Origin of the sequence: Mycobacterium riyadhense (assembly GCF_963853645.1) — a bacterium.
Lineage (GTDB): Bacteria > Actinomycetota > Actinomycetes > Mycobacteriales > Mycobacteriaceae > Mycobacterium > Mycobacterium riyadhense.
Genome location: NZ_OY970456.1, coordinates 2,879,691 through 2,898,238 on the forward strand (window position 1 = coordinate 2,879,691; position 18,548 = coordinate 2,898,238).

General features: G+C 62.3%; 13 protein-coding genes and 2 pseudogenes. 4 read left to right on the forward strand and 11 right to left on the reverse strand.

Annotated elements, in window-relative coordinates; translation table 11 throughout:
• Positions 1-122 precede the first annotated feature (122 nt).
• Both AADZ78_RS29050 and AADZ78_RS12905 read right to left on the reverse strand, forming a co-directional pair.
• Positions 123-1,568 (reverse strand): annotated as a pseudogene (locus AADZ78_RS29050) (AMP-binding protein); the annotation flags it as partial.
• 62 nt (positions 1,569-1,630) lie between these two features.
• Complete coding sequence (locus AADZ78_RS12905) at positions 1,631-2,266, reverse strand: chorismate--pyruvate lyase family protein (RefSeq protein ID WP_085251086.1); 636 nt, start codon at positions 2,264-2,266, stop codon at positions 1,631-1,633.
• A gap of 517 nt (positions 2,267-2,783) precedes the next feature.
• Between AADZ78_RS12905 and AADZ78_RS12910 the strand changes: the two genes are divergently transcribed.
• Entirely contained in the window at positions 2,784-4,025 is a 1,242-nt protein-coding gene (locus AADZ78_RS12910; RefSeq protein WP_085251563.1) for an integrase catalytic domain-containing protein, read from the forward strand.
• Between the two features lie 118 nt (positions 4,026-4,143).
• On the opposite strand, the gene AADZ78_RS12915 is transcribed toward AADZ78_RS12910, so the two are convergent.
• The 5 genes from AADZ78_RS12915 to AADZ78_RS12935 all read right to left on the reverse strand — a co-directional run bounded on the left by AADZ78_RS12915 (position 4,144) and on the right by AADZ78_RS12935 (position 8,992).
• Positions 4,144-4,374 (reverse strand): MbtH family protein, encoded by a 231-nt coding sequence (locus AADZ78_RS12915; RefSeq protein WP_085250953.1) that lies wholly within the window; start codon positions 4,372-4,374, stop codon positions 4,144-4,146.
• A 203-nt stretch (positions 4,375-4,577) separates the two neighbouring features.
• Positions 4,578-6,755 carry a xanthine dehydrogenase family protein molybdopterin-binding subunit gene (locus AADZ78_RS12920; protein ID WP_085250954.1) on the reverse strand — a complete coding sequence of 726 codons (2,178 nt, stop codon included), beginning with the start codon at positions 6,753-6,755 and terminating at the stop codon, positions 4,578-4,580.
• A 7-nt stretch (positions 6,756-6,762) separates the two neighbouring features.
• Positions 6,763-7,740 (reverse strand): FAD binding domain-containing protein, encoded by a 978-nt coding sequence (locus AADZ78_RS12925; protein WP_085250955.1) that lies wholly within the window; start codon positions 7,738-7,740, stop codon positions 6,763-6,765.
• 3 nt (positions 7,741-7,743) lie between these two features.
• Entirely contained in the window at positions 7,744-8,334 is a 591-nt protein-coding gene (locus AADZ78_RS12930) for a (2Fe-2S)-binding protein (RefSeq protein ID WP_085250956.1), read from the reverse strand.
• Between the two features lie 70 nt (positions 8,335-8,404).
• A complete protein-coding gene (locus tag AADZ78_RS12935) occupies positions 8,405-8,992 on the reverse strand; it encodes a hypothetical protein (RefSeq protein WP_085250957.1) in 588 nt (195 codons plus the stop codon).
• A gap of 811 nt (positions 8,993-9,803) precedes the next feature.
• On the opposite strand from AADZ78_RS12935, the gene AADZ78_RS12940 reads away from it, so the two are divergent.
• Both AADZ78_RS12940 and AADZ78_RS12945 read left to right on the forward strand, forming a co-directional pair.
• Positions 9,804-12,743, forward strand: a complete 2,940-nt coding sequence (locus AADZ78_RS12940; RefSeq protein ID WP_085250968.1) for an AfsR/SARP family transcriptional regulator — start codon at positions 9,804-9,806, stop codon at positions 12,741-12,743.
• 149 nt (positions 12,744-12,892) lie between these two features.
• The gene (locus AADZ78_RS12945) at positions 12,893-13,573 is read left to right on the forward strand and encodes a TetR/AcrR family transcriptional regulator (protein ID WP_085250958.1); all 681 of its coding nucleotides are present in this window, start codon (positions 12,893-12,895) and stop codon (positions 13,571-13,573) included.
• Between the two features lie 2 nt (positions 13,574-13,575).
• On the opposite strand, the pseudogene AADZ78_RS12950 reads toward AADZ78_RS12945, so the two are convergent.
• The 4 genes and pseudogenes from AADZ78_RS12950 to AADZ78_RS12965 form a co-directional block, all read right to left on the reverse strand.
• Positions 13,576-13,758, reverse strand: a pseudogene (locus AADZ78_RS12950) (nuclear transport factor 2 family protein); the annotation flags it as partial.
• Between the two features lie 40 nt (positions 13,759-13,798).
• Positions 13,799-14,923 carry an FAD-dependent oxidoreductase gene (locus AADZ78_RS12955; RefSeq protein ID WP_085250959.1) on the reverse strand — a complete coding sequence of 375 codons (1,125 nt, stop codon included), beginning with the start codon at positions 14,921-14,923 and terminating at the stop codon, positions 13,799-13,801.
• A 577-nt stretch (positions 14,924-15,500) separates the two neighbouring features.
• Positions 15,501-16,157, reverse strand: coding sequence for a PASTA domain-containing protein (locus AADZ78_RS12960; RefSeq protein WP_085250960.1), 657 nt, complete (start codon positions 16,155-16,157; stop codon positions 15,501-15,503).
• Between the two features lie 196 nt (positions 16,158-16,353).
• Positions 16,354-17,034: a hypothetical protein gene (locus AADZ78_RS12965; RefSeq protein WP_204078979.1), complete on the reverse strand. Its 681-nt coding sequence runs from the start codon at positions 17,032-17,034 to the stop codon at positions 16,354-16,356.
• 759 nt (positions 17,035-17,793) lie between these two features.
• Between AADZ78_RS12965 and AADZ78_RS12970 the strand changes: the two genes are divergently transcribed.
• Entirely contained in the window at positions 17,794-18,441 is a 648-nt protein-coding gene (locus AADZ78_RS12970; protein WP_085250962.1) for a TetR/AcrR family transcriptional regulator, read from the forward strand.
• The last annotated feature ends 107 nt before the right edge of the window (positions 18,442-18,548 follow it).

Genomic DNA, 18,548 nt, shown 5'->3' on the forward strand with positions numbered 1-18,548 from the left:
AATGCCGATGTGCCAGTTAGATCCATCGCCGCGTGTGAATTGGGTGTGGCGGCTGGCAGTTGCCAAATAGGCGCCGTTGGCTTCTCCGCTCGAAGTGCGCGGCGTATCACCTTCCCGGTAGCGGTTCGCGGGAGCTGCTCAATAATGGCAAAGCGGTGCGGCACCTTGAACGAGGACAAACGCAGCAGCAATCGCTGGTGGATTTCCCAAATTGTCGACCGATCAAGGGTTGCGTCTCGGCGAGGGACGAGAAACGCCTGTAAGACGGACGCGCCCGTCGCCTCCTTCAATCCGATGACCACGGTCTCGGCGACAGCGTCGTCTTCGAGAATGATCCGCTCAATCTCGTGCGGATCAACGTTGACGCCTCCGATGATTTCTACTTCATCTGCGCGTCCGTGATAGGTAACCCATCCCTCGCCGTCGACACACACCGTGTCCCGTGTTTCGAGCCAATTCTCCTCTCCCAGCAACGGCTCTGTGTTCCGATTCCAATACCGCGGCGCAATTGATGGCCCGCGGACCCATAAATCGCCGACCATCCCAGGCTTGACGGCTGTGCCATCCGGAGCCAACACTCGGATTTCGTAAGGCGGGAGAACCTTTCCTAAGGTCCCGAGACGCCATTCGTCGACCCTATTTGAGACGAATGTTTGCCCGACTTCAGTAGAACCAAGACCGTCAAGGATAGGAATGCCGCCAAAGAAATCGACGAGTCGCTCGGCAAGACCCAGCTCAAGAGCCTCGCCGGCTGACACTACGCAGCGAAGCGAACGGAATGAATCGGGCGAGCACATGTCGAGAATTCGTGCAAATAAAGTTGGCACACCGTAAAACACTGACGGCTCAAATTTCTGACAGACCTTAGCCGCCGACTCGGGGCTCACCGGTGACTGGCTGATGATTGCCGAGCTACCCGTCGCAAGCGGAAACCAGACCGAATTACCCAAGCCATATGCAAAATACATCCGCGCGCTGCTTAACCCGATATATTCGGGAGTCAGCCGCAACGCACCCCGACCCATAGCCTCAACAAACGTCACTACGTCGGCATGGCGATGAAGCGCCGCCTTCGGCGATCCGGTTGTGCCTGAAGAATATGTGGCGTACGCAAACGCGTCACCACTCATCGGCTCGTAGTCCGCCGGCTCGGCTCGGGTCGCATCGGATAGCAGCTCTGCTGCGGTCACCGCACAGGACAGAGGAAACCGATCGCGTAGACCAGCGGTCGTGACGACAAGCGCCGGCTCGGCGTCACGCTCCTGAAATCGGTGATCATTGGGATGAAGCTCCGGATTCGCGATAAATGCCAGAAGCCCCCGCGCCAGACAGGCCAACAACAATTGCACTAGATCCAGCGAATCCGGCAGGCACAAGAGGACATGATCACCTCTGCAAAGGCCGCGGCTTCTTAGCACCTCGCCCAGTTGTAAAACACCGTCATGGATTTGCGCATGAGTAACGATGTCTGGTGCGTAGTACGCAGGCGTGTCCCGCCAACCCGATTTTTCGGCCATCTTGGCGAGAGTTCTCGCTATATTGTCATTCCGCATCATTGGATGACCCATCAAGATTGCTTTCGTGACCGCGATGTCATTTTCCGACTTTCCAGCTGCACACTTGCCGAGGCTTAATCCGAGAATGCGTGTAGTGGGAAGTATTCAGTGATGATCAGGGCCGGTTTGCCTCCGATAAATGTCCGGTACTGACGGCCGACCGTCGGACCTGAATCCTGACAGCTACCAGATGCAGCCCACGTCGGCAGTTTTCCCATCCAGACCTTGGCTGTCTCTCGATAAGACTCGACACCGTTGCTTATCATCAACTCGCAAAGAGGGCGATGCGTTGTCATCAAACTCGTCACGAGCGCGGGCGGCAGAAGATCGACCGCGATCAACGCCTCGACAGCTACGAACGGGTTACCCGAGCACCTTCCCTTGAGTAAGAATCTGCGTTGCATGGATCCGCCGATCGATCGCTCAGAATAAGCGGTTTCCGGTGCGGTGGAAGGGCTCTGCTGCTCAACTATCTCGACGTCGATGTCGTCGTCGATCACAATGCCGAGAATCCCGGTGAGAGTTCCATTGGTTGCAATGAGCATGCGGAGGTCACGACTAAGCTCACGCACTTCCTCCGCAGCCAGAAAGCGCCGCCTCACGGGGCGCTTGCGCAGCGGGTTGCGACATGGTGACTTGCGATCGCCAGCGGTGCGGGCCGCGGCATCGAAGACGTTGGTGATTTTGGCATTGGTGGCGTCAACTATCATGGCGCTCTCCTCGAACTGGAAATGACGTCGACTATCCGGTCGGGTCGGCACAGACAATGGGCTGACAAGATCACGAACCGCTCGCGCGGTTCGCAATATCGCGCCGTGAGAGGAATTTAGTTCACACAGGCAACCCTTTCCACGGGCAAATAGCCTTGCTTGAAACGGCTGACGCACAGCAGAGTGCACATTGACGCTTGCTCGACGTGTTCCGTAGCTCAGCGGGGCCTCGATCACCCGAGCCCGGGCAGTGCGCGTGTCGAGCGCCGCTAGGGGAGCTAGGCGGGCAAGCAGGACTTCCACAGCTTCATCGAACGAAGCGACTGTGTTCGCGATTGGATCGACCAAATGTGCGACGGCCGTTGGGTTGACATTAGTGTGCTCGAGCCGATCCCGACAACCACCCGCGTTGACTCACCAATAATGCGCGCGTAGTTCTCATCGTTGCCTCATCTGAGAGTGCGCGCGTAGGGCGCGCCTACCTGGCTGCTGACGCATCGCTGGTTAGGCCCGGACGATGGGACTGACGATGAGTCAACGCAAGGCCGTGACGAAGGCGATCGCGAGCCGTTACGCGCGGGCGGACAAGGCTGGCAAGGGCCGGATTCTCGACGAGTTGTGCGCCACCACGGGATGGCATCGCAATCATGCCCGCAAGGCACTTAAGGCGGCGTTGCGGCCAAAGCTGGTCAAGCCCCGGTCACCGCGTGCACCGAAGTATGGACCGAAAGTCGTTGCAGCGCTGGTCTTCTGCTGGGCAGTTCTGGGCATGCCTGCGGGTAAGCGGCTGGCGCCGGTGCTGGGCGAGCTGGTGGCGATTTTGCGGCAGTTTGGTGAGCTGGTCATCGATGACGACACCGCCGCGCTGCTGGTGGGCATGTCCGCGGCCACCATCGACCGCCGCCTGGCACCCGAGCGGCGCCGCTACCAGCTTAAGGGCCGCAGCACCACCAAGCCCGGGACGTTGTTGAAGTCTCAGATCCCGGTACGCACCTGGGCGGACTGGGACGACGCGCGACCGGGGTTTGTCGAGATCGACCTGGTGTCCCACGACGGCGGTAATGCCGCTGGTGAGCACGCCTGGACCTTGACCGTCACCGACATCGCTACCGGCTGGACCGAGAACCGCAGCGTGCCCAACAAGGCCCGCAAATGGGTGCTGGCCGCACTCGATGACATCGCCAAGAGCATGCCGTTTCCGATCCTCGGCGTGGACAGCGACAATGGCGGGGAGTTCATCAATAGCCATCTGCTGGCGTGGTGTGAGAAACGCCGGATCACCTTCACCCGCTCGCGGCCGGGCAACAAAAACGACGGCTGCCATGTCGAGCAGAAGAACTGGGCGATCGTGCGCATCGTGGTGGGCTACCACCGCTACGACACGCAAGCAGAACTGTTGCTGCTCAACAAGATCTGGATCCTGCAGTCGAAGCTGACCAACTACTTCTACCCGCAACAAAAGCTGGTGTCGAAAGTCCGGGTTGGTGCAAAGGTCTCCAAGAAATACGACCAAGCGGCCACGCCGTACCGCCGTGCCGAGGCCCACGAGACCATCAGCACCGAGGACAAGGCGATCCTGGCCGACACCTACATCCGCATCAACCCCGCCGCCGTGCAACGTCAGATCCAGGCCCTCACCTCCGAGCTACTCGCGATCACCACCAGCAAGGCCGCACCGAAGACCAAGGCCCCAGTCGAGCCCGCTCCCACGCGCGCATCCGTAGATGAGTCAACGAATCAAACTTCGCGCGCATCTTGAAATGAGGCAACAGGCCACCCACCTGCCCGTGCAGACATGAACGGCCAAGCTACATGGGCACTATGGGACGGATCAGCGAGACGCGTTGGCGACAGCGGTCGGCCTTGCCAGAGGCCGCTTATGCCTCAGCGGTCCGACGTTGCGCCAGCTTCTCACGCAAACTCTTCGGCCGAATGTCGGTCCAATTCTCATCGATGTAGGTCAGGCAGGCATCGCGCTGAGCCTCGCCATAGACCACTCGCCAGCCCTCCGGAATCTCGGCAAAAGTTGGCCATAGGCTGTGCTGTTCCTCATCGTTGATCAGGACGAAGAAGGTGCCATTGTCGTCATCGAACGGGTTTACGCTCATTGGGTTTCGTAACCTTCCACTCGTAAAGTCGCTGAACCGCCACGGCTGGGTCAGGGCCGTGTATTTGGTTTCGCCGATGGCGTTTGGCGATCCGATAGCCTGGCGTCAACTCGCTGGTGCGCAAAGTTTATGCACAGCATGCCACGCGTGCCATCGACACAATAGCCAGAGTTGCTCCCAATGACATGGCACTGTGCACAGTTTCACAGCAACTTCTCCACTGTAATGGGCAGATCAGTCACGCGTCTTCCGGTGGCATTGAATACCGCGTTAGCGATCGCCGCCGGCACCCCGACGATCACCAACTCACCGAGTCCCTTGACTCCGAGCGGATCGGCGGCCGTATCTTCGGCAGTCAAGAAGGTTGCGTCCAGCTCTGGGGCATCGGCGTTGACCGGAACCAGGTAATCGGACAGATTGGCGTTGACGATTCGGCCGTCGCGATGATCCAGTTGGGTTGCTTCCAAGAGCGCCATCCCGATCCCGCCGACCATGCCGCCGATCGCCTGACTGTGCGCGAGCCTGGGATTGATCACCCGGCCCGCGTCGTAACAGGCATACATGCGGCGGATCCGCACTGTCGCGAGTAGCGCATCGACGGCGACTTCAGCGAATACGGCTCCATAGGCGTACGTCGAGTATCGGTCCTGGGCATCGTCGGGTATCCATGTCTGTACAGACTCCAGCCACGGCCAGCCGCGTCGACGCAAGAGATCCTGGTACGACTCTGCGCGCTCTGGTCCGGCCGTGGAGATGGTGGAGAACATGCGGCCGTCGGCGACCGCCACGTCCTCGGGGCGCAAACCGTTCAGTGGTGATCCCGGGTCGGTGACGGCCGTTCGAATGAACTTGTCGCGCAGCATATTCCCGGCGGTGAACACCGCAGAACCCACACTGGCCATGGTCCGAGACGCCGAATGCGGCGGCGCCGGCGGGAATCTGCTGTCGCCCAGAGCGAATCGCACTCGCCTCAAGGGCATCCCGAGGGCGTCCGCTGCGACCTGCGTCATCGACGTATACGTACCCGGTCCCATGTCGCTGGTTCCGCTTTGCACCTCGGCGGTGCCATCGGCCAAAACCCTTGCGACAGCACTACATACACTACGATACGTGTGATAGGCGGCAACGGCCATCCCGATTCCAACTAGTTGGTTCCCATCGCGGGTGGCGCCGGGCACAGGGTTCCGCCGGTGCCACCCGAACGCCGCCGCACCCTGGCTAAGGCACTCGGTGAGCCGCCTTGTGGAAAACGGCATCGCATTGGTCTGGTCGATATCGGGTTCGTTGCGCAACCGTAATTCGATTGGGTCAATGCCTAGCTGGTGGGCGAGATCGTCCATGCCGCACTCCAGCGCAACCGCACCGCTGACCGCCCCGGGTCCCCGCATGAAGGTCGGCAGGTTGACATCAAGTGGCACAACGCGATACGACGATCGCATATTCAGGACGCGATACAGGAACCGCGCATTGCGGACGAGTGAGTCCTCATAGAGCCTGTATCTGGCTGTCTCCGTGCGGCCCTCGTGAATCATGGCGTCGATCCGCCCGGATCGGTCCGCCCCAATCACCATGCGCTGGCGGCTGGTAGGTCGGTATCCGATTCCGTTGTACATCTGCTTACGGGTCAGCACCAGCTTGACGGGTCGTCGCACCTGGCGAGCGGCAAATGCGGTCAGCAATTGATGCGGCCAGGTCTGGCTGGCACTGCCGAATGCACCGCCGACGAACGGCGAGATCAGCCGTACGTTTTCTTCCGGGACATGCATCGCCTCGGCATAGGTTTGCCGCACCGAGCTGATGCTCTGGACCTTGTCCCAGACTGTCAGCCGGTCGCCATCCCACATAGCAATGGTTGCAGGCATTTCCATGGGATTGTGATTGTTTCGCGCGATGCTGAAATGGAGGTCCGTGACCACCGCTGCGTTGCCCAGTGCCTGCTCCGGGTTGCCTCGGACGTACTCGCGATTGTAGCGACCGGTTTGCGAAATAGCTTGCGGGGCATCGATGTCCGTCAACGACGGTCGGCTCGAGTAGCGGACATGGACCAGCGCGGCACCGTGGGCCGCCGCCTCGGGTGTCGTGGCCACCACCATCGCGAGCGGCTGTCCGAAGAAGGAAATCTTGCGCGCGTCGAAGGACAATTTGACCTCGGCGAAGTCGGTCAGCACGCGAAGCACGTCACGCTGCCGCAGCGCGGCACCAACATCGATGTGTTCGATGTCGCCGCAGGCGACCGTGCTGCACACCAGTGCGCCGTACACCAAACCCGGAATCTGGTTGTCGGCCGCGTAGGGGGCTGCACCGGTCACCTTCCGCGGACCATCGACCCGGGCAATCGGCTGACCGGAGACAACCTGCGCGGCGGCAAATGCGTGCGTCACGGCTTGATCATGGTAGGGCCGCCACGGTGGTCAATTGTCGCTCAACAACCCGCTTAACCAGCTCGACCTTGAAACCGTTCTCGCGCAGAGGCGTTGCCCCGTCCGCGGCAAGTTCGGCGACACGGCGGAACACGTCGGCGGTGGCCGGCTGGCCCCGGAGTGCGCCTTCGACGGCCGGCAACCGCCACGGCACAGTGGCAACCCCGCCGACGGCGACCCTTGCGCTGCGTATGACACCGGCGGCAATGTCGAGGGCGACAGCCGCTGAGGCCAGTGCGAACTGATAGGACGCACGGTCGCGCACCTTGAAGTAGCCGGACCGACGGGCCTCGGGCCCGATCGGCACGTCGATCGCGACGATCAGCTCGCCCGGGCGAAGGTTGTGCTCCCGCTCAGGTGAGTCGCCTGGTCGCCGGAAGAGTTCCGCAATCGGAATTCGCCGTTCCCCAGAGACTTGTCGCGTCACCACCACTGCATCCAACGCCACCAGCGCGACCGCAAGGTCTGACGGGTGGGTCGCGACGCAGTGTTGACTCGTGCCAAGGATTGCGTTCGTGCGGTTACGCCCTTCGATTGCCGAGCAGCCCGTGCCCGCGGCACGTCGATTGCACGGCGCCGACACGTCGCGGAAATACCCGCATCTCGTGCGTTGCAATAGGTTGCCGCCGACTGACGCCATGTTGCGCAGCTGAGCGGAGGCAGTGAGAATGATGGCCTGACTGATCATGGGAACTCGTCGCTCGACGACAGGATGCGCGCCAAGTTCGGAGATTCGCACCAAGGATCCGATGCGGATTCTTCCAGGCTGCACGTCGATCGACGTATAGGGCAGGCCGTTGATGTCGACCACCGCATCGGGACGTTCGACGGTTTCGCGCATCAGGTCGACCAGCATGGTGCCGCCGGCGATGTAACGAGCTCCCGCTGCCCCCGCCCGCAACGCCGACTGCTCGTCGGCGGCCTTGGTGTAGCGGAACGGGAACACGTGCTAAAGGTTCCGCGCGGCCGTCGCGACTGCGTTGACGATGTTGGTGTAGGCGCCGCAGCGACAAATGTTGCCGCTCATCCACTCTCGTATTTCCGCCGGAGAACCCGCGTGCCCTTCAGCGATACACCCGATACCGGACATGATTTGGCCGGGCGTGCAGTAACCGCACTGGAACGCGTCCTCGTCGATGAATGCCTGTTGTAGGGGATGGAGTCGGCCGTGTTCGGCCAAGCCTTCAATGGTGGTGATCCGCGCCCCGTCGTGCATTACTGCCAGGGTCAGGCAGGAGTTGATCCGCCGACCATCGACCAGCACCGTGCACGACCCGCACGCGCCCTGGTCGCAGCCCTTCTTCGTTCCGGGTAGTCCCGCCCGCTCGCGCAGCATGTCCAGCAGCGAAGTCCGGTTGTCGACGGTGATTTGGCGATGCTCGCCGTTGATCTCGGCGTGGATGACAGTGGTATGGCTTTGGTCATGTTCGGTGCGGTCAGATCCGGCGACCGTAGTGACGGCGGCGACGGCGCCGCCCAAGGCGGCGGACGCGCCCACGAATTTTCTGCGGTTGAGCCGAAGCCCGGGTCGGTCGTCCACGCATCCACTGTAGGACGGGCAGCTCGGAACATACCCGCAAACGCGGAACCCAACCGAACCATGGCCGGATTCAGTCGCAGAAGGTGTAGCCGATGAATTGGCCGTCGCGGGGGCTGGCGACGGAGTAGTTGGTGTAGTGGACTGCCGGCATCTCCTGGTATTGGGTGTTCATTTCTTGCGCGCTGGCTGGCGGGGCGCCTTTCGGGAACGCCAGGATCATGTCAGCAAAGATTTTGAGGCCGACGGGGCATCCCGAGTTGGCCCGCGGCGGCTGCGGATTCCAAGCATGGATTACCACCTGGTTGGTGAGTTGGTAGCCGCTGGCGCAGGTCGGTTGACATATCTTGAAAACGGCCGTGCCGGTGCCGTCGGCCCCTCGCGGTCCCCAGGAGGTCCACGATATGTCTTGCAGCGCAACGGCTGTACTGGCGCATCCCACGATGTTGAGCTTTATCGGACGGTCGGACGGTGGGACCGAACGGTTGTAACAGCCCGCGATTGCGACGCCGATAGACGTCGGGCGCGGGGGAGCCGGCGGAGAAGGTTGCGTCGACTGTGCCGGCAAGGTATCGCGGTGTTGTGTCGACCGCACGCCGACGAAGGTGAGCCCGCCGACTAGCAGGGCTACCAGGACGACGCCGGTCAAGATCCGCAACATCCGGCGCAACCGACCGGATGAGACGGTATTGCCCCCGACCGGGTCAGCGGGCCAGCCACGTCGGTAGCCAGGACCACCCGACGAATTTCTCACGCTCACGATCACCAGATATACCGCTTCTGGGAAAATCTCACGCCTCGGATTTGCTACCCGCCACCAGCACCGGCGGAGGTCGCGTCAGCACTGGCAGACGCCCGCGGACTACGCCGGTGACTGCCCAGGCACACCATGTCGGTGTCGTTGCGTGCCGCGCAAGAAGTGGTCAGCGCCGCGGGCCTGGATGAGGGGCGGTAGCGGCATGACAACTCCTTCGGGATCTTGCAGAGGAACAGCGCGCTACCAACTAAACCTGTTGGTACTGATGGAGTCTCACACGCAACGCGATCCGGTGCATGGTAATGGACGAAATCGCAAAGCAATTCAACAACTACCGGAGCGTTCGTCCCGTCGCGCTCCGCATCAATTCTTGTCCGAGCTCCGAAATGCGTCCGCTGCCCGGCGGCCAGGCCACCACGCTCGACAAAGCATGAGTCCCACATTCATGGCGCGACGTTGACCCGACCGGAAGGCATTCGCGGAGTGTCTGTTTCGTGTGCTGATCGCTCGTCGCCTGGTCGTCATTAGGCCAGTGATCTCACAGACCGGCAGTACCATGTGACGGCACCAGCAGTTCGGCAGGGAAACGGCGTCGGAGGCTAACGGGATCGGCGGACAGCCGGGGCGATGACCGGGTCCAGAAGACACCCGGAGCGTCGTATGCTAGGCGATACCTGCGTTTGGTATGCACTGTCGCAGAAAGGGTGTGTACCGGTTGACGGTCGAGTTCAGGTTGTTCGGTGGCACCCGAGTCTTCGTTGACGGGCGGCGACTGGATATCGGCCCTGCCCGCCAGCGGTGCGTTCTAGTCGCCCTGTTGGTCGACGTTAACCGTCCAGTCCTACTGGATCAGTTGGTCGATCGGGTGTGGTCGGATCGGCCGCCACATCGTGCCCGAAACACTCTGGCGGTGTACGTACATCGGTTGCGAAATCTGCTCGCCGACGCCGAGCATGTGACGATTTCGCGCGATCTCGGAGGATATGTCCTCGCGGCCGACCCGCTAACGGTGGATCTGCACCGCTTCAGGTCTCTCGTCGCCCAGGCCCGGGCCAGCTCTGATCCGCACCAGGCCGCAGACTTGTTCGACCGCGCGCTGGCGATTTGGTCCGGTGAGCCTTTCGTGTTGCTCAACACGCCGTGGATCAACAACCTCCGCACCGCGCTACAGGCGGAGCGGGTTTCGGTAGAGCTGGATCGCAACGATGCCGCATTGCGCATTGGTAGACATGACGTGCTGCTGGTCGAGTTAGCCGTGGCCCAGGCCACCCACCCATTGGATGAACGCCTGGCCGGGCAATTGATGCTGGCCCAGTACCGCTGTGGCCGGCAGGGCGAGGCTCTGGAAACCTACCGCCGGATACGGGAGCGGCTCGTCGAGGAGCTTGGCGTTGACCCAGGGCCCGCGCTGCGGCAGGTGCACCAGCAGATACTCGCCGGCGAGACCGCCGCGCCCACAGCTACCCGGGCTGCAAAGTCAGTCGATCAGGTGTTGACGCACCCGCTTACCGAACGCCGACATTCGGGCATGTTGCGACGCGCGACCAGCTTTGTCGGCCACGAACACGAGTTGCGGCAGATCACCGACGCGCTGCGCATGGGCCCGTTGGTGACGCTCACCGGGGTTGGCGGTGTGGGCAAGACGCGGCTAGCCGTGGAGGTCGCACGGCGCGAACAGAACCGGTTCGGCGAGGGGGTCTGGATCTGCGAGCTGGGGCCACTAGACCATGGCAACGCCATCGGCTCCGTTGTTGCGGCAGTGGGCCGCGTGTGGCGACAACAGGGCCTGGATCTCGAGGAATCGGTGATCGAATACCTCCGGACGCACCAGGTCCTATTGTTGCTCGACAACTGCGAACACGTCTTGGAAGCGGCCGCGGGATTGGTGGTCCGGATCGTTCAAAGCTGTCCGCGCGTGTCGGTGCTGGCGACTAGTAGGCAACCGCTCGGCGTTGAGGGTGAGCAAATCGTCGTCGTGCCGCCACTGCCCGCGGCAGACGCGATTCGATTGTTCGCCGACCGGGCTAAGGCCGGCAGACCGGACTTCACCCTGGACGACCAACCCGCCGGCGTCGTCGCCGAGATCTGTTCCCGGGTGGATTGCCTGCCTCTTGGCGTCGAGCTTGCGGCAGCACGGATGCGGATGATGAGCACCCTTGACCTGGCGCGCCGTTTGGACGATTTGCGTCTGTTGGACGGGTCGGTGCATGGAGCCCACCCGCGGCAACAGAGTTTGGCCGCGACGATCGCTTGGTCATACCAACTGCTCACCGAAACCGAGCAAGCGCTTTTCGCGCGGCTTTCGGTTTTCGCCGGCACCTTTGACCTTGAAGCTGCCCACCGAGTGTGCGGTGCGGACGGGGCCGCCGAGCGAGACACCCTCAAGTTGCTTTCCGGTCTGGTCGACAAGTCGATGGTGGTCGTCCGCAATGTCACCGACCGGACCCGCTACGGCGTGTTGGAAACACTGCGCGCGTTCGGGCGAGAGCGCTTGCAAGAGAGTGGAATTGAAACACAAACCGCGATGCGGCATGCGGTCTACTTCGCCGAACTGGCCGAGCGGGCGGGGGCCGGCATGCAAAGCCCCGAGGAACAGGACTGGGTGGAGCGCGTGCTGCCCGACTACGACAATCTGCGCGCGGCTTTCGACCGTGCGATGGACGAGCACGACACGGGTGTGGCGCTGCGATTGGGTGCGGCAACGCCCGAGTTCCTGGGTTGGCGCATCGGCTATGAGGAGGCAGCTCTGGCCGAGCGAGTTATCGCTGTCGCCGATCCCGATCATCCGTTGTTTCCCGCTGTCGTCGGGGCGGCCGCCCGGGTCGCGTGGAATCACGCCGACTTTGCGCACGCAAAGTCGCTGGCGGCCTTGGCGCGGGGGCGACGCCCACTTCGAGGCACCGCACGTGTGGTCTACCCCACGGATGTGCTGGCCGACATTGCGCTCTTCGAGGGTGACGTCCAGGGAGCTGCGGCCTACTGGGAAGGCGAGGCAGCGCGCGCCCGACGAGACGCCGACCCCATAAGGCTCGGGTGGACGCTCTATCTATCCACGATCTGTCAGGCGCTGCTGGGGGATCCCGACACCGCCCTATCGTCGGCGCAGGAGGCGGTGCAGGTAGCAGACAGTACGTCAAACCCGACGACACAGGCGTTGGCTTACTTTGCGCTTGGCTATCTGCTGCGAAGGTCCGAACCCGAGCGAGCGCTGGGCTTGTTCGACGACGCGGCACGGCTGGCCGCGGAGGTCCAGAACTTTTGGGTGTACGGCACCGCCCTGATGGGAGCCGCGGCGACCCGTGCCGTGCACGGCGAACCGCGAGCGGCGGCGCAGATGTTGATCGCGGTCCTTGACCATTGGGACCGGTTCGGCGATGTGACCGAGCAGTGGGTTGCCCTACGTTACGTCACGCGGTTGTTGTTCCGGCTCGGCAGCCACCACGATGCTGCTTTTCTGCACTGCGCTCTGGTGAACGTGGGCAAACCGTCGCCGTTGACCCCGTCCCAGTTGGATGTTGTCGTGGACGGGCTGGGCTCCGCGGGCCTCGACGCCGTCAGTGCGCCGACCTGTAGCGCTGCGGTTTTCGCGCGGGCACGGTCAAGCCTGCAATGGCATGTCGAACACGCCCCCCAGCCCTGTGACCAGGGAATTTAATTGCTTGACAATTGTGTCCCGCTAGTCGGCAGGCAGCATGTGTCCGCGAGGGGCTCGATTGGCTCACGAAGCGATCCTGCGCATGACAGCGACGCCGATGAGATCGAGGTGGAAGCAGAGTTGTCGAACTAACACGGAGTAGGAGAGCTGTGGTAAGTCCCCGGTTATACCATCCCGACCTCGTCATCGACTGTGTCGAGGCTCTTGTCGCCAAGGCGGGGTTAGAAGCTTTGACAATCCGGAGCCTGACAAGGGCGACCGGTTTTTCCAACGGCGGGATCTACCGTACGTTCGGGTCGCGGGGCGGGCTCGTCGGCCGAATGTGGATTCGCGCGGAGGGCCGATACCTGCAACTGCTGAGAAGCCAGATTGCGCGGGCCAACAACCCTTTTGACGCGGTGCTCGCGGCCGCGGAGGCTTCGATTCACTACCCGCGGTTGTATCCCAAGTCAGCGGCGGTCCTGTTTACCGTGCGGCGCGAAGAGATATTGAGTCAGCCGATGTCAAAAGAGGTCGGTGACCAACTACGTGCTCTGGGCCATGAGCTCTCCGAAATCACGTCTCAGCTAGCGATCGATCTGTGGAATCGTTGCGATGCCGAGGCGCTCGACCTGGTGGCGGTCTGCATCCATGATCTCCCGAAGTGGATTGCCTTGCGGAACATGGGGTTTGCAAAACCCATCGCGGGCGAATATCTGCGCAGTGCGGTACGGGCAGTCTTGGACGTCGGGCCACCGCCATTAGCGTATGAGCGGGCATCCCAACTCAACGGGAGCAGCGCACTACATCCGTCGGTGACGGGCTGCCGCCAGCGTGTCAGCTGCCTGTAGCGGCCGACGAGGAACGCCACGATCTCGGATCGACCGCGCAATGGCTCGAGGCCGGGTATCTCGAGAACACCGCCGGCGCAGAACGTCTCGGCAACCTCATCGAGCCGGCCCGCGTCACCGGACCAGTTGTACCGTGCGACGGCGTCCCGGATCTGTTCGCGGGCAACAAGTTCCCACATGTCCATCTTTGTGCGCACCTCCGTGACTCCGCACCGACCGCAGGGGTCATCGAAGTGGGTGGTTTTCTCGCACTCCTCGATACATGCCCCATCGAACGATCCACGGCATTACCACCCATTCGACCGACCACGACGGCAACCGGAACGCTTGGCCGGTGGGCAGGAAGACCTCCAGCCCGTCTGGCTGTATCCCCAGTAGCGAACCCCACCGCCGGCCGGGTGTTCGCAAGGCGCGCAGCCGTCGACCCGCGAACTCGGCGCGGATGTTGTGCGCCACCAACGCATCCCCACCGTTGCGCGCGGAGCTACGCTGCGGGTCGGTCGCCGCGATGTCCCCAACGGCGAAGACCCTACGTTGACCGGGCACCCGCAGTTCGGGCGTCACGCGAACGAACCCACGCTCATCGAGCAGCTCCGGCGGCAGCCAATCGCTATTGGGCTGCACCCGCCCAATAGCCCACAGCACAGCTTCGGCGGCGGCGGGTGGTTGTCCGGTGCTCCACCGGACCGGCTCGCTGGTGATCTGGTTGCCTGTGAAGTCCGTTGCGACGACAGCACGGTGACCTGGGTGGACGCCGACGCCCAGACCGGTCAGTCGGCTGTGGATGCGTTTCCATATCCGCGGGTGATAGGCGCCCAACGCGCGCTCGCCGGGGAAGTACAGATCGATCCGCTTGTCCGGCCAGGTAGTAGCCATGTTGGCGGCGCTGGTGATCGCTGCCGCGCCGCCACCCACGACGATCACCGACTCGGCGGCGGCCACCCGCGCATGAGCGGCGTGTAGGTCCGCGCCGATCTCAGCCGCCGACTGCAGCGTCGGCCGGCGCCAGAAGCCGTTGCTGACGCCCGTCGAGATGACCAGCGCGTCATACTTTTCGGCGATCGTTGCGCCATCGTCGCTACGACCGAATACGGTTCGGGCCGTGAGGTCCACGCCCGTCAGCGTCGCCTGAACCGTGCGCACCCGATCCAAACGCCGAAATCTGTCGAACGGAATCCAGTAATCGCGGGCCCAATCATCGGGGCGCGATAGGCGTACGCCAAGTTCTTGACCGCTGACCAACGCGGGTTTCACGGAAATCCCGACGACGTCGAAGTCCGGGGACAGCCGGATCGCGGCCAAGATGCCCACGTCGCCCAGTCCCGCGATGACAACGCACCTGCGGGTCATGTCAGTAACCGCCCCGGGTCCTGTGTCGAGGCCTGGGCCGCACAGCGCGGCACCCGAACGATGCCGTCCCGACAACCTGCCGCAGCGTAAGCAACCGGGTGCGCAACGTCAACATGCGCTAATGACCGCGACTTCGTCATCGTCGCGGTCTCAGTTCGCTTCGGCCGCTGTGCTTCTCGCCGAATGCGGACCTCCTTACGCGCAACTCTCGGGTGGCCCTGACCTCGGCTGCGATTGCCAAACTGTAACATGTTCTACCGGCCGCGCCGAGGCGCCGGGGGCGGCGGGGCCTCGAGCCGACAGGTCCACGCCAGGAACAAAATCACGCGGGGCTGGTCGTCGGGCAGCCATGCGAGTAGGGTGCATTGTGTTGTCCATGCTCAGCGCCGGGATGCGCGATGGCTCAAGGTGATTCAGCGACATGTTCGTCGTTGTATGGTTCCGTGAATCGTCGCGATCCCGACGCGGTGGGGCTGGCGCGCGCCTGCGTTTCTGATCTGCCGAAGTGGATTGCCCTGCAGAACATACGCTTTGCTGAGCCCACCATTCGTCCTTCCGTGAGGCTTCAAGCTGTCGGTTACCCGACGGCTTGGTCGCGTGGCTCGGGCAGCATCTCGTGAGCCGATCGGGGAGTGGGTCGCGGACGCCGCGGTTCACGAACACCAGCGTCGCCATCCCCTATGAGCCACAACCGAATTACCGATCCGGGACGCACCCGCGCGCCAGACTCGGGGCTCTGATCGACGACGATCCAGCCCGGGTCTGAGGGCACCGGTGTGTCCGGTTGGGCGTTGATTGGCACCAGTCCTTTGTCGTGGAGCACTTCACGCGCCTTAATCCAGTCGAGTCCGACGACGTTGGGCACTGTCACGTTTGCCTTCCGGGGTGGCTTGTGGGCGCGCATTCCCATCGGATCAGAGGCTGCGTCTGCAAGCGCCGTCGATGCACTTGCGCGCTCCGGTTCGCCAGCGTCGGAGGACTCGTCGAGATCACGCCAGCGCTCCCACGCGGATTGCCGCGTGACGCCAAGATGGGTAGCGATCTCAGTCCAGGACTTTCCGTGCCGTCGGGCGGCCCGAACAGCCTCTAGCTCCGCTTGATCCAGTGAGCGGCGCACCACGCCGATGTCGGATAAGGCCGCCAGCGCATCGTCACCTTCACGAGGGCGTTCGGTGCCCGCGGTAAGCCGTCGCCAGGCTAGTCTTGCCTGCTCCCAGGCGTCAGCGATGCTCATAGACGTCAGGGTAGCCTGACACGACGGACGGGGCTATGCCTACCGCGATTTCACTTCCGCTACAAGCAGTAGCGGAATGAGGTGGATGGACGGCGGCCGGCGAAGACGGCAGGCACCCGCGCAGCTGTCCAATGTGTGAAGCCATGTGTGAAGCCATGTGCGGCGGCGCTCTGGCCCGTTTCAGTGGCGCGTGTGCTTATCGCATCATCCGCCTGTACATGAGGCGAACAAATCCGCCAGCGATGTTCGCTACGTCAAGTGGCAGCCAGACCACCAGTGATGTGCCTTCCGCGTAGCCCGGGGCGAGTTCGTTATAGAAGCGCACATCGGGGTCGTGTTCGAGCGAGCGCAGCCGAGACGCATCCCGGGGCACCGCGGCGGAACGCACGACCCACGGGTTTGTGCCAACTGGGACGTATTTCCGCTGCGCGCAGGCTGCGCGCGCTAGAGCTTCGACATCGGCTGGCGTCTGGTGATTACGGTTCGGATAGATCCGCGGCACTGTTGCGAGTAGGCGGTAGACCGCCGGCGTCGAGCAGCGGGTGACATAGGCCAGCTGGGTAAGTGGATGACGGAGTTTGAATCGTAGTGCCTGGCGGAGGCCGAAGAATCCGGTGATTGATCCGCCGTGATAACCCGGTCGGAAGAAGACGCCCGCGTTCATCACCGCGTATGTGCGGCCCTGATGTTCCATATGGTCGATCGCGGTGTAGGAGAAGCCCGCGAACTCGTCGTGCTCCCCGTAACACAGGACGAAGCGACCATCGCCGGCACTGAACACCACCGCGGCGAACTCGTCGTACGTGCAGCCGAACGTGGTCTCGCTGTAGATCTCGTACAGCTGATGCACGAATCCGCAACGCTGCTCAGGTGCCAAGGATGACGATCGAAGGTATTCGCGGCGCACGACTCGTTTTGGTTCGCTTTGCCGCGTGGACATGGCCGGCGCAGCAGCCATCGGATTGCCGGCTGTCGTCCGAGAAGTGATGGGGGGCGTGGGTCTTGTCGAGGATGACGACGGTGCAGACATAGCAACTCCTTCGGTGCTCGGGTGAAAAGTGCGACTCAGTCGAGGCGTCAAAAGTGTTGGTGTGGAGGGAGTCTCGCACTAAACAACCCATTGCATGTCGTAATCCAGTGAATTCCACATAATTTCGAGTAGCGGAGCAGATCGCGGATTATGGAGCAATCTTCGGAGCAGCATCCCCATTGATGCTCCGTGCCAAGATATGTTTCCGTTCAACGTGTTTAACCAACTGGGAGGAAGCGCTCCGGCGCCCGTCTGCATTGCGGAGCATCTCATCGAAGTCGAAAAGGTTGGCGGAGAACATGTTCCGGGTCACTTTCATGACGCAGTCAACCGTGGGCCACGAACATTCGCTGTCCTAGCGCACTCGCGTCACCAAGATCCGGTAGTGACACGGAGTAACCATTAGCCCTATGAACAGGGGATTTAACCGACAAGCAATAGCGTCGTGCCAACGGGCGGGCAATATGTCCACGCATGGAAATCATTTGTTTGGGCGCAACGTGTGAAACGCCGGCGGCACCGATCGGGTGCGTTGCCGAGTCGGCGTTCCGCAGAATGGCGCCTAGGTTGCGTGCTGTCTCGAATTCGGCAAGCTGCGACTAACCTGTGCTCAGTCCACGACTGCGCCATCCCGATCTCGTTATCGACTTTGTAGAGGCCCTCGTCGGCCAGTCCGGATTGGACGCGTTGACAATCCGGGCGCTGACGACTGCCTCCGGTTTCTCTAACGGCGCGATCTACCGAACGTTCGGATCGCGGGGCGGGCTCATCGGCCGGATGTGGATTCGTGCTGAGTCGCGCTTCCTGGAGCTGATGAAGGGCCTGATCGCTCAGGCGCACAACCCGTTTGATGCGGCAGTTGCGGCAGCAGAGACGTCACTGGTTTACCTGCAGCGGTATCCGAAATCGGCGGCAGTGCTGTTTACCGTGCGTCGCGAGGAAGCGTTGAGCCTGCCGATGTCAATAGAGATTGGCGACCAACTACGTGCTCTGGACGATGAACTCGTTGCGATCATGTCGCAGCTAGCAAAGAATCTCTGGAAGCGTAACGATGCTGAAACGGTGGACCTGGTGGCCGCCTGCATCCTTGATCTTCCCAAATGGGTCGCCTTGCGCAACATGCGACTCGGCACGTACTTGGGGAGTGTGTATCTTCGCGCAACGATACGAGCAATCTTGGAAGTTGGCCCGCCGCCATTGGTGCCGCACCATGAGGTTCTTCCGGAGGAACCGGCGTACCGGGTGCTGCTGTGAATCGCCGGCGAGCGGCTGCAGCTGAAAATTTGTCGCGAATTCGGTAAGAGATGTGATGGAAAGTAGAGACTGCCGCGTGATCGCCAGATATGTTTCTTCCTGACACG

Bases quoted from the DNA above. Each gene is read 5' to 3' on its own strand.
- AADZ78_RS12960 (WP_085250960.1), bottom strand. From the start codon at position 16,157: ATGAGCATCGCTGACGCCTGGGAGCAGGCAAGACTAGCCTGGCGACGG.
- AADZ78_RS12905 (WP_085251086.1), bottom strand. From the start codon at position 2,266: ATGATAGTTGACGCCACCAATGCCAAAATCACCAACGTCTTCGATGCC.
- AADZ78_RS12910 (WP_085251563.1), top strand. From the start codon at position 2,784: ATGGGACTGACGATGAGTCAACGCAAGGCCGTGACGAAGGCGATCGCG.
- AADZ78_RS12915 (WP_085250953.1), bottom strand. From the start codon at position 4,374: ATGAGCGTAAACCCGTTCGATGACGACAATGGCACCTTCTTCGTCCTG.
- AADZ78_RS12935 (WP_085250957.1), bottom strand. From the start codon at position 8,992: ATGTTGCGGATCTTGACCGGCGTCGTCCTGGTAGCCCTGCTAGTCGGC.
- AADZ78_RS12955 (WP_085250959.1), bottom strand. From the start codon at position 14,923: ATGACCCGCAGGTGCGTTGTCATCGCGGGACTGGGCGACGTGGGCATC.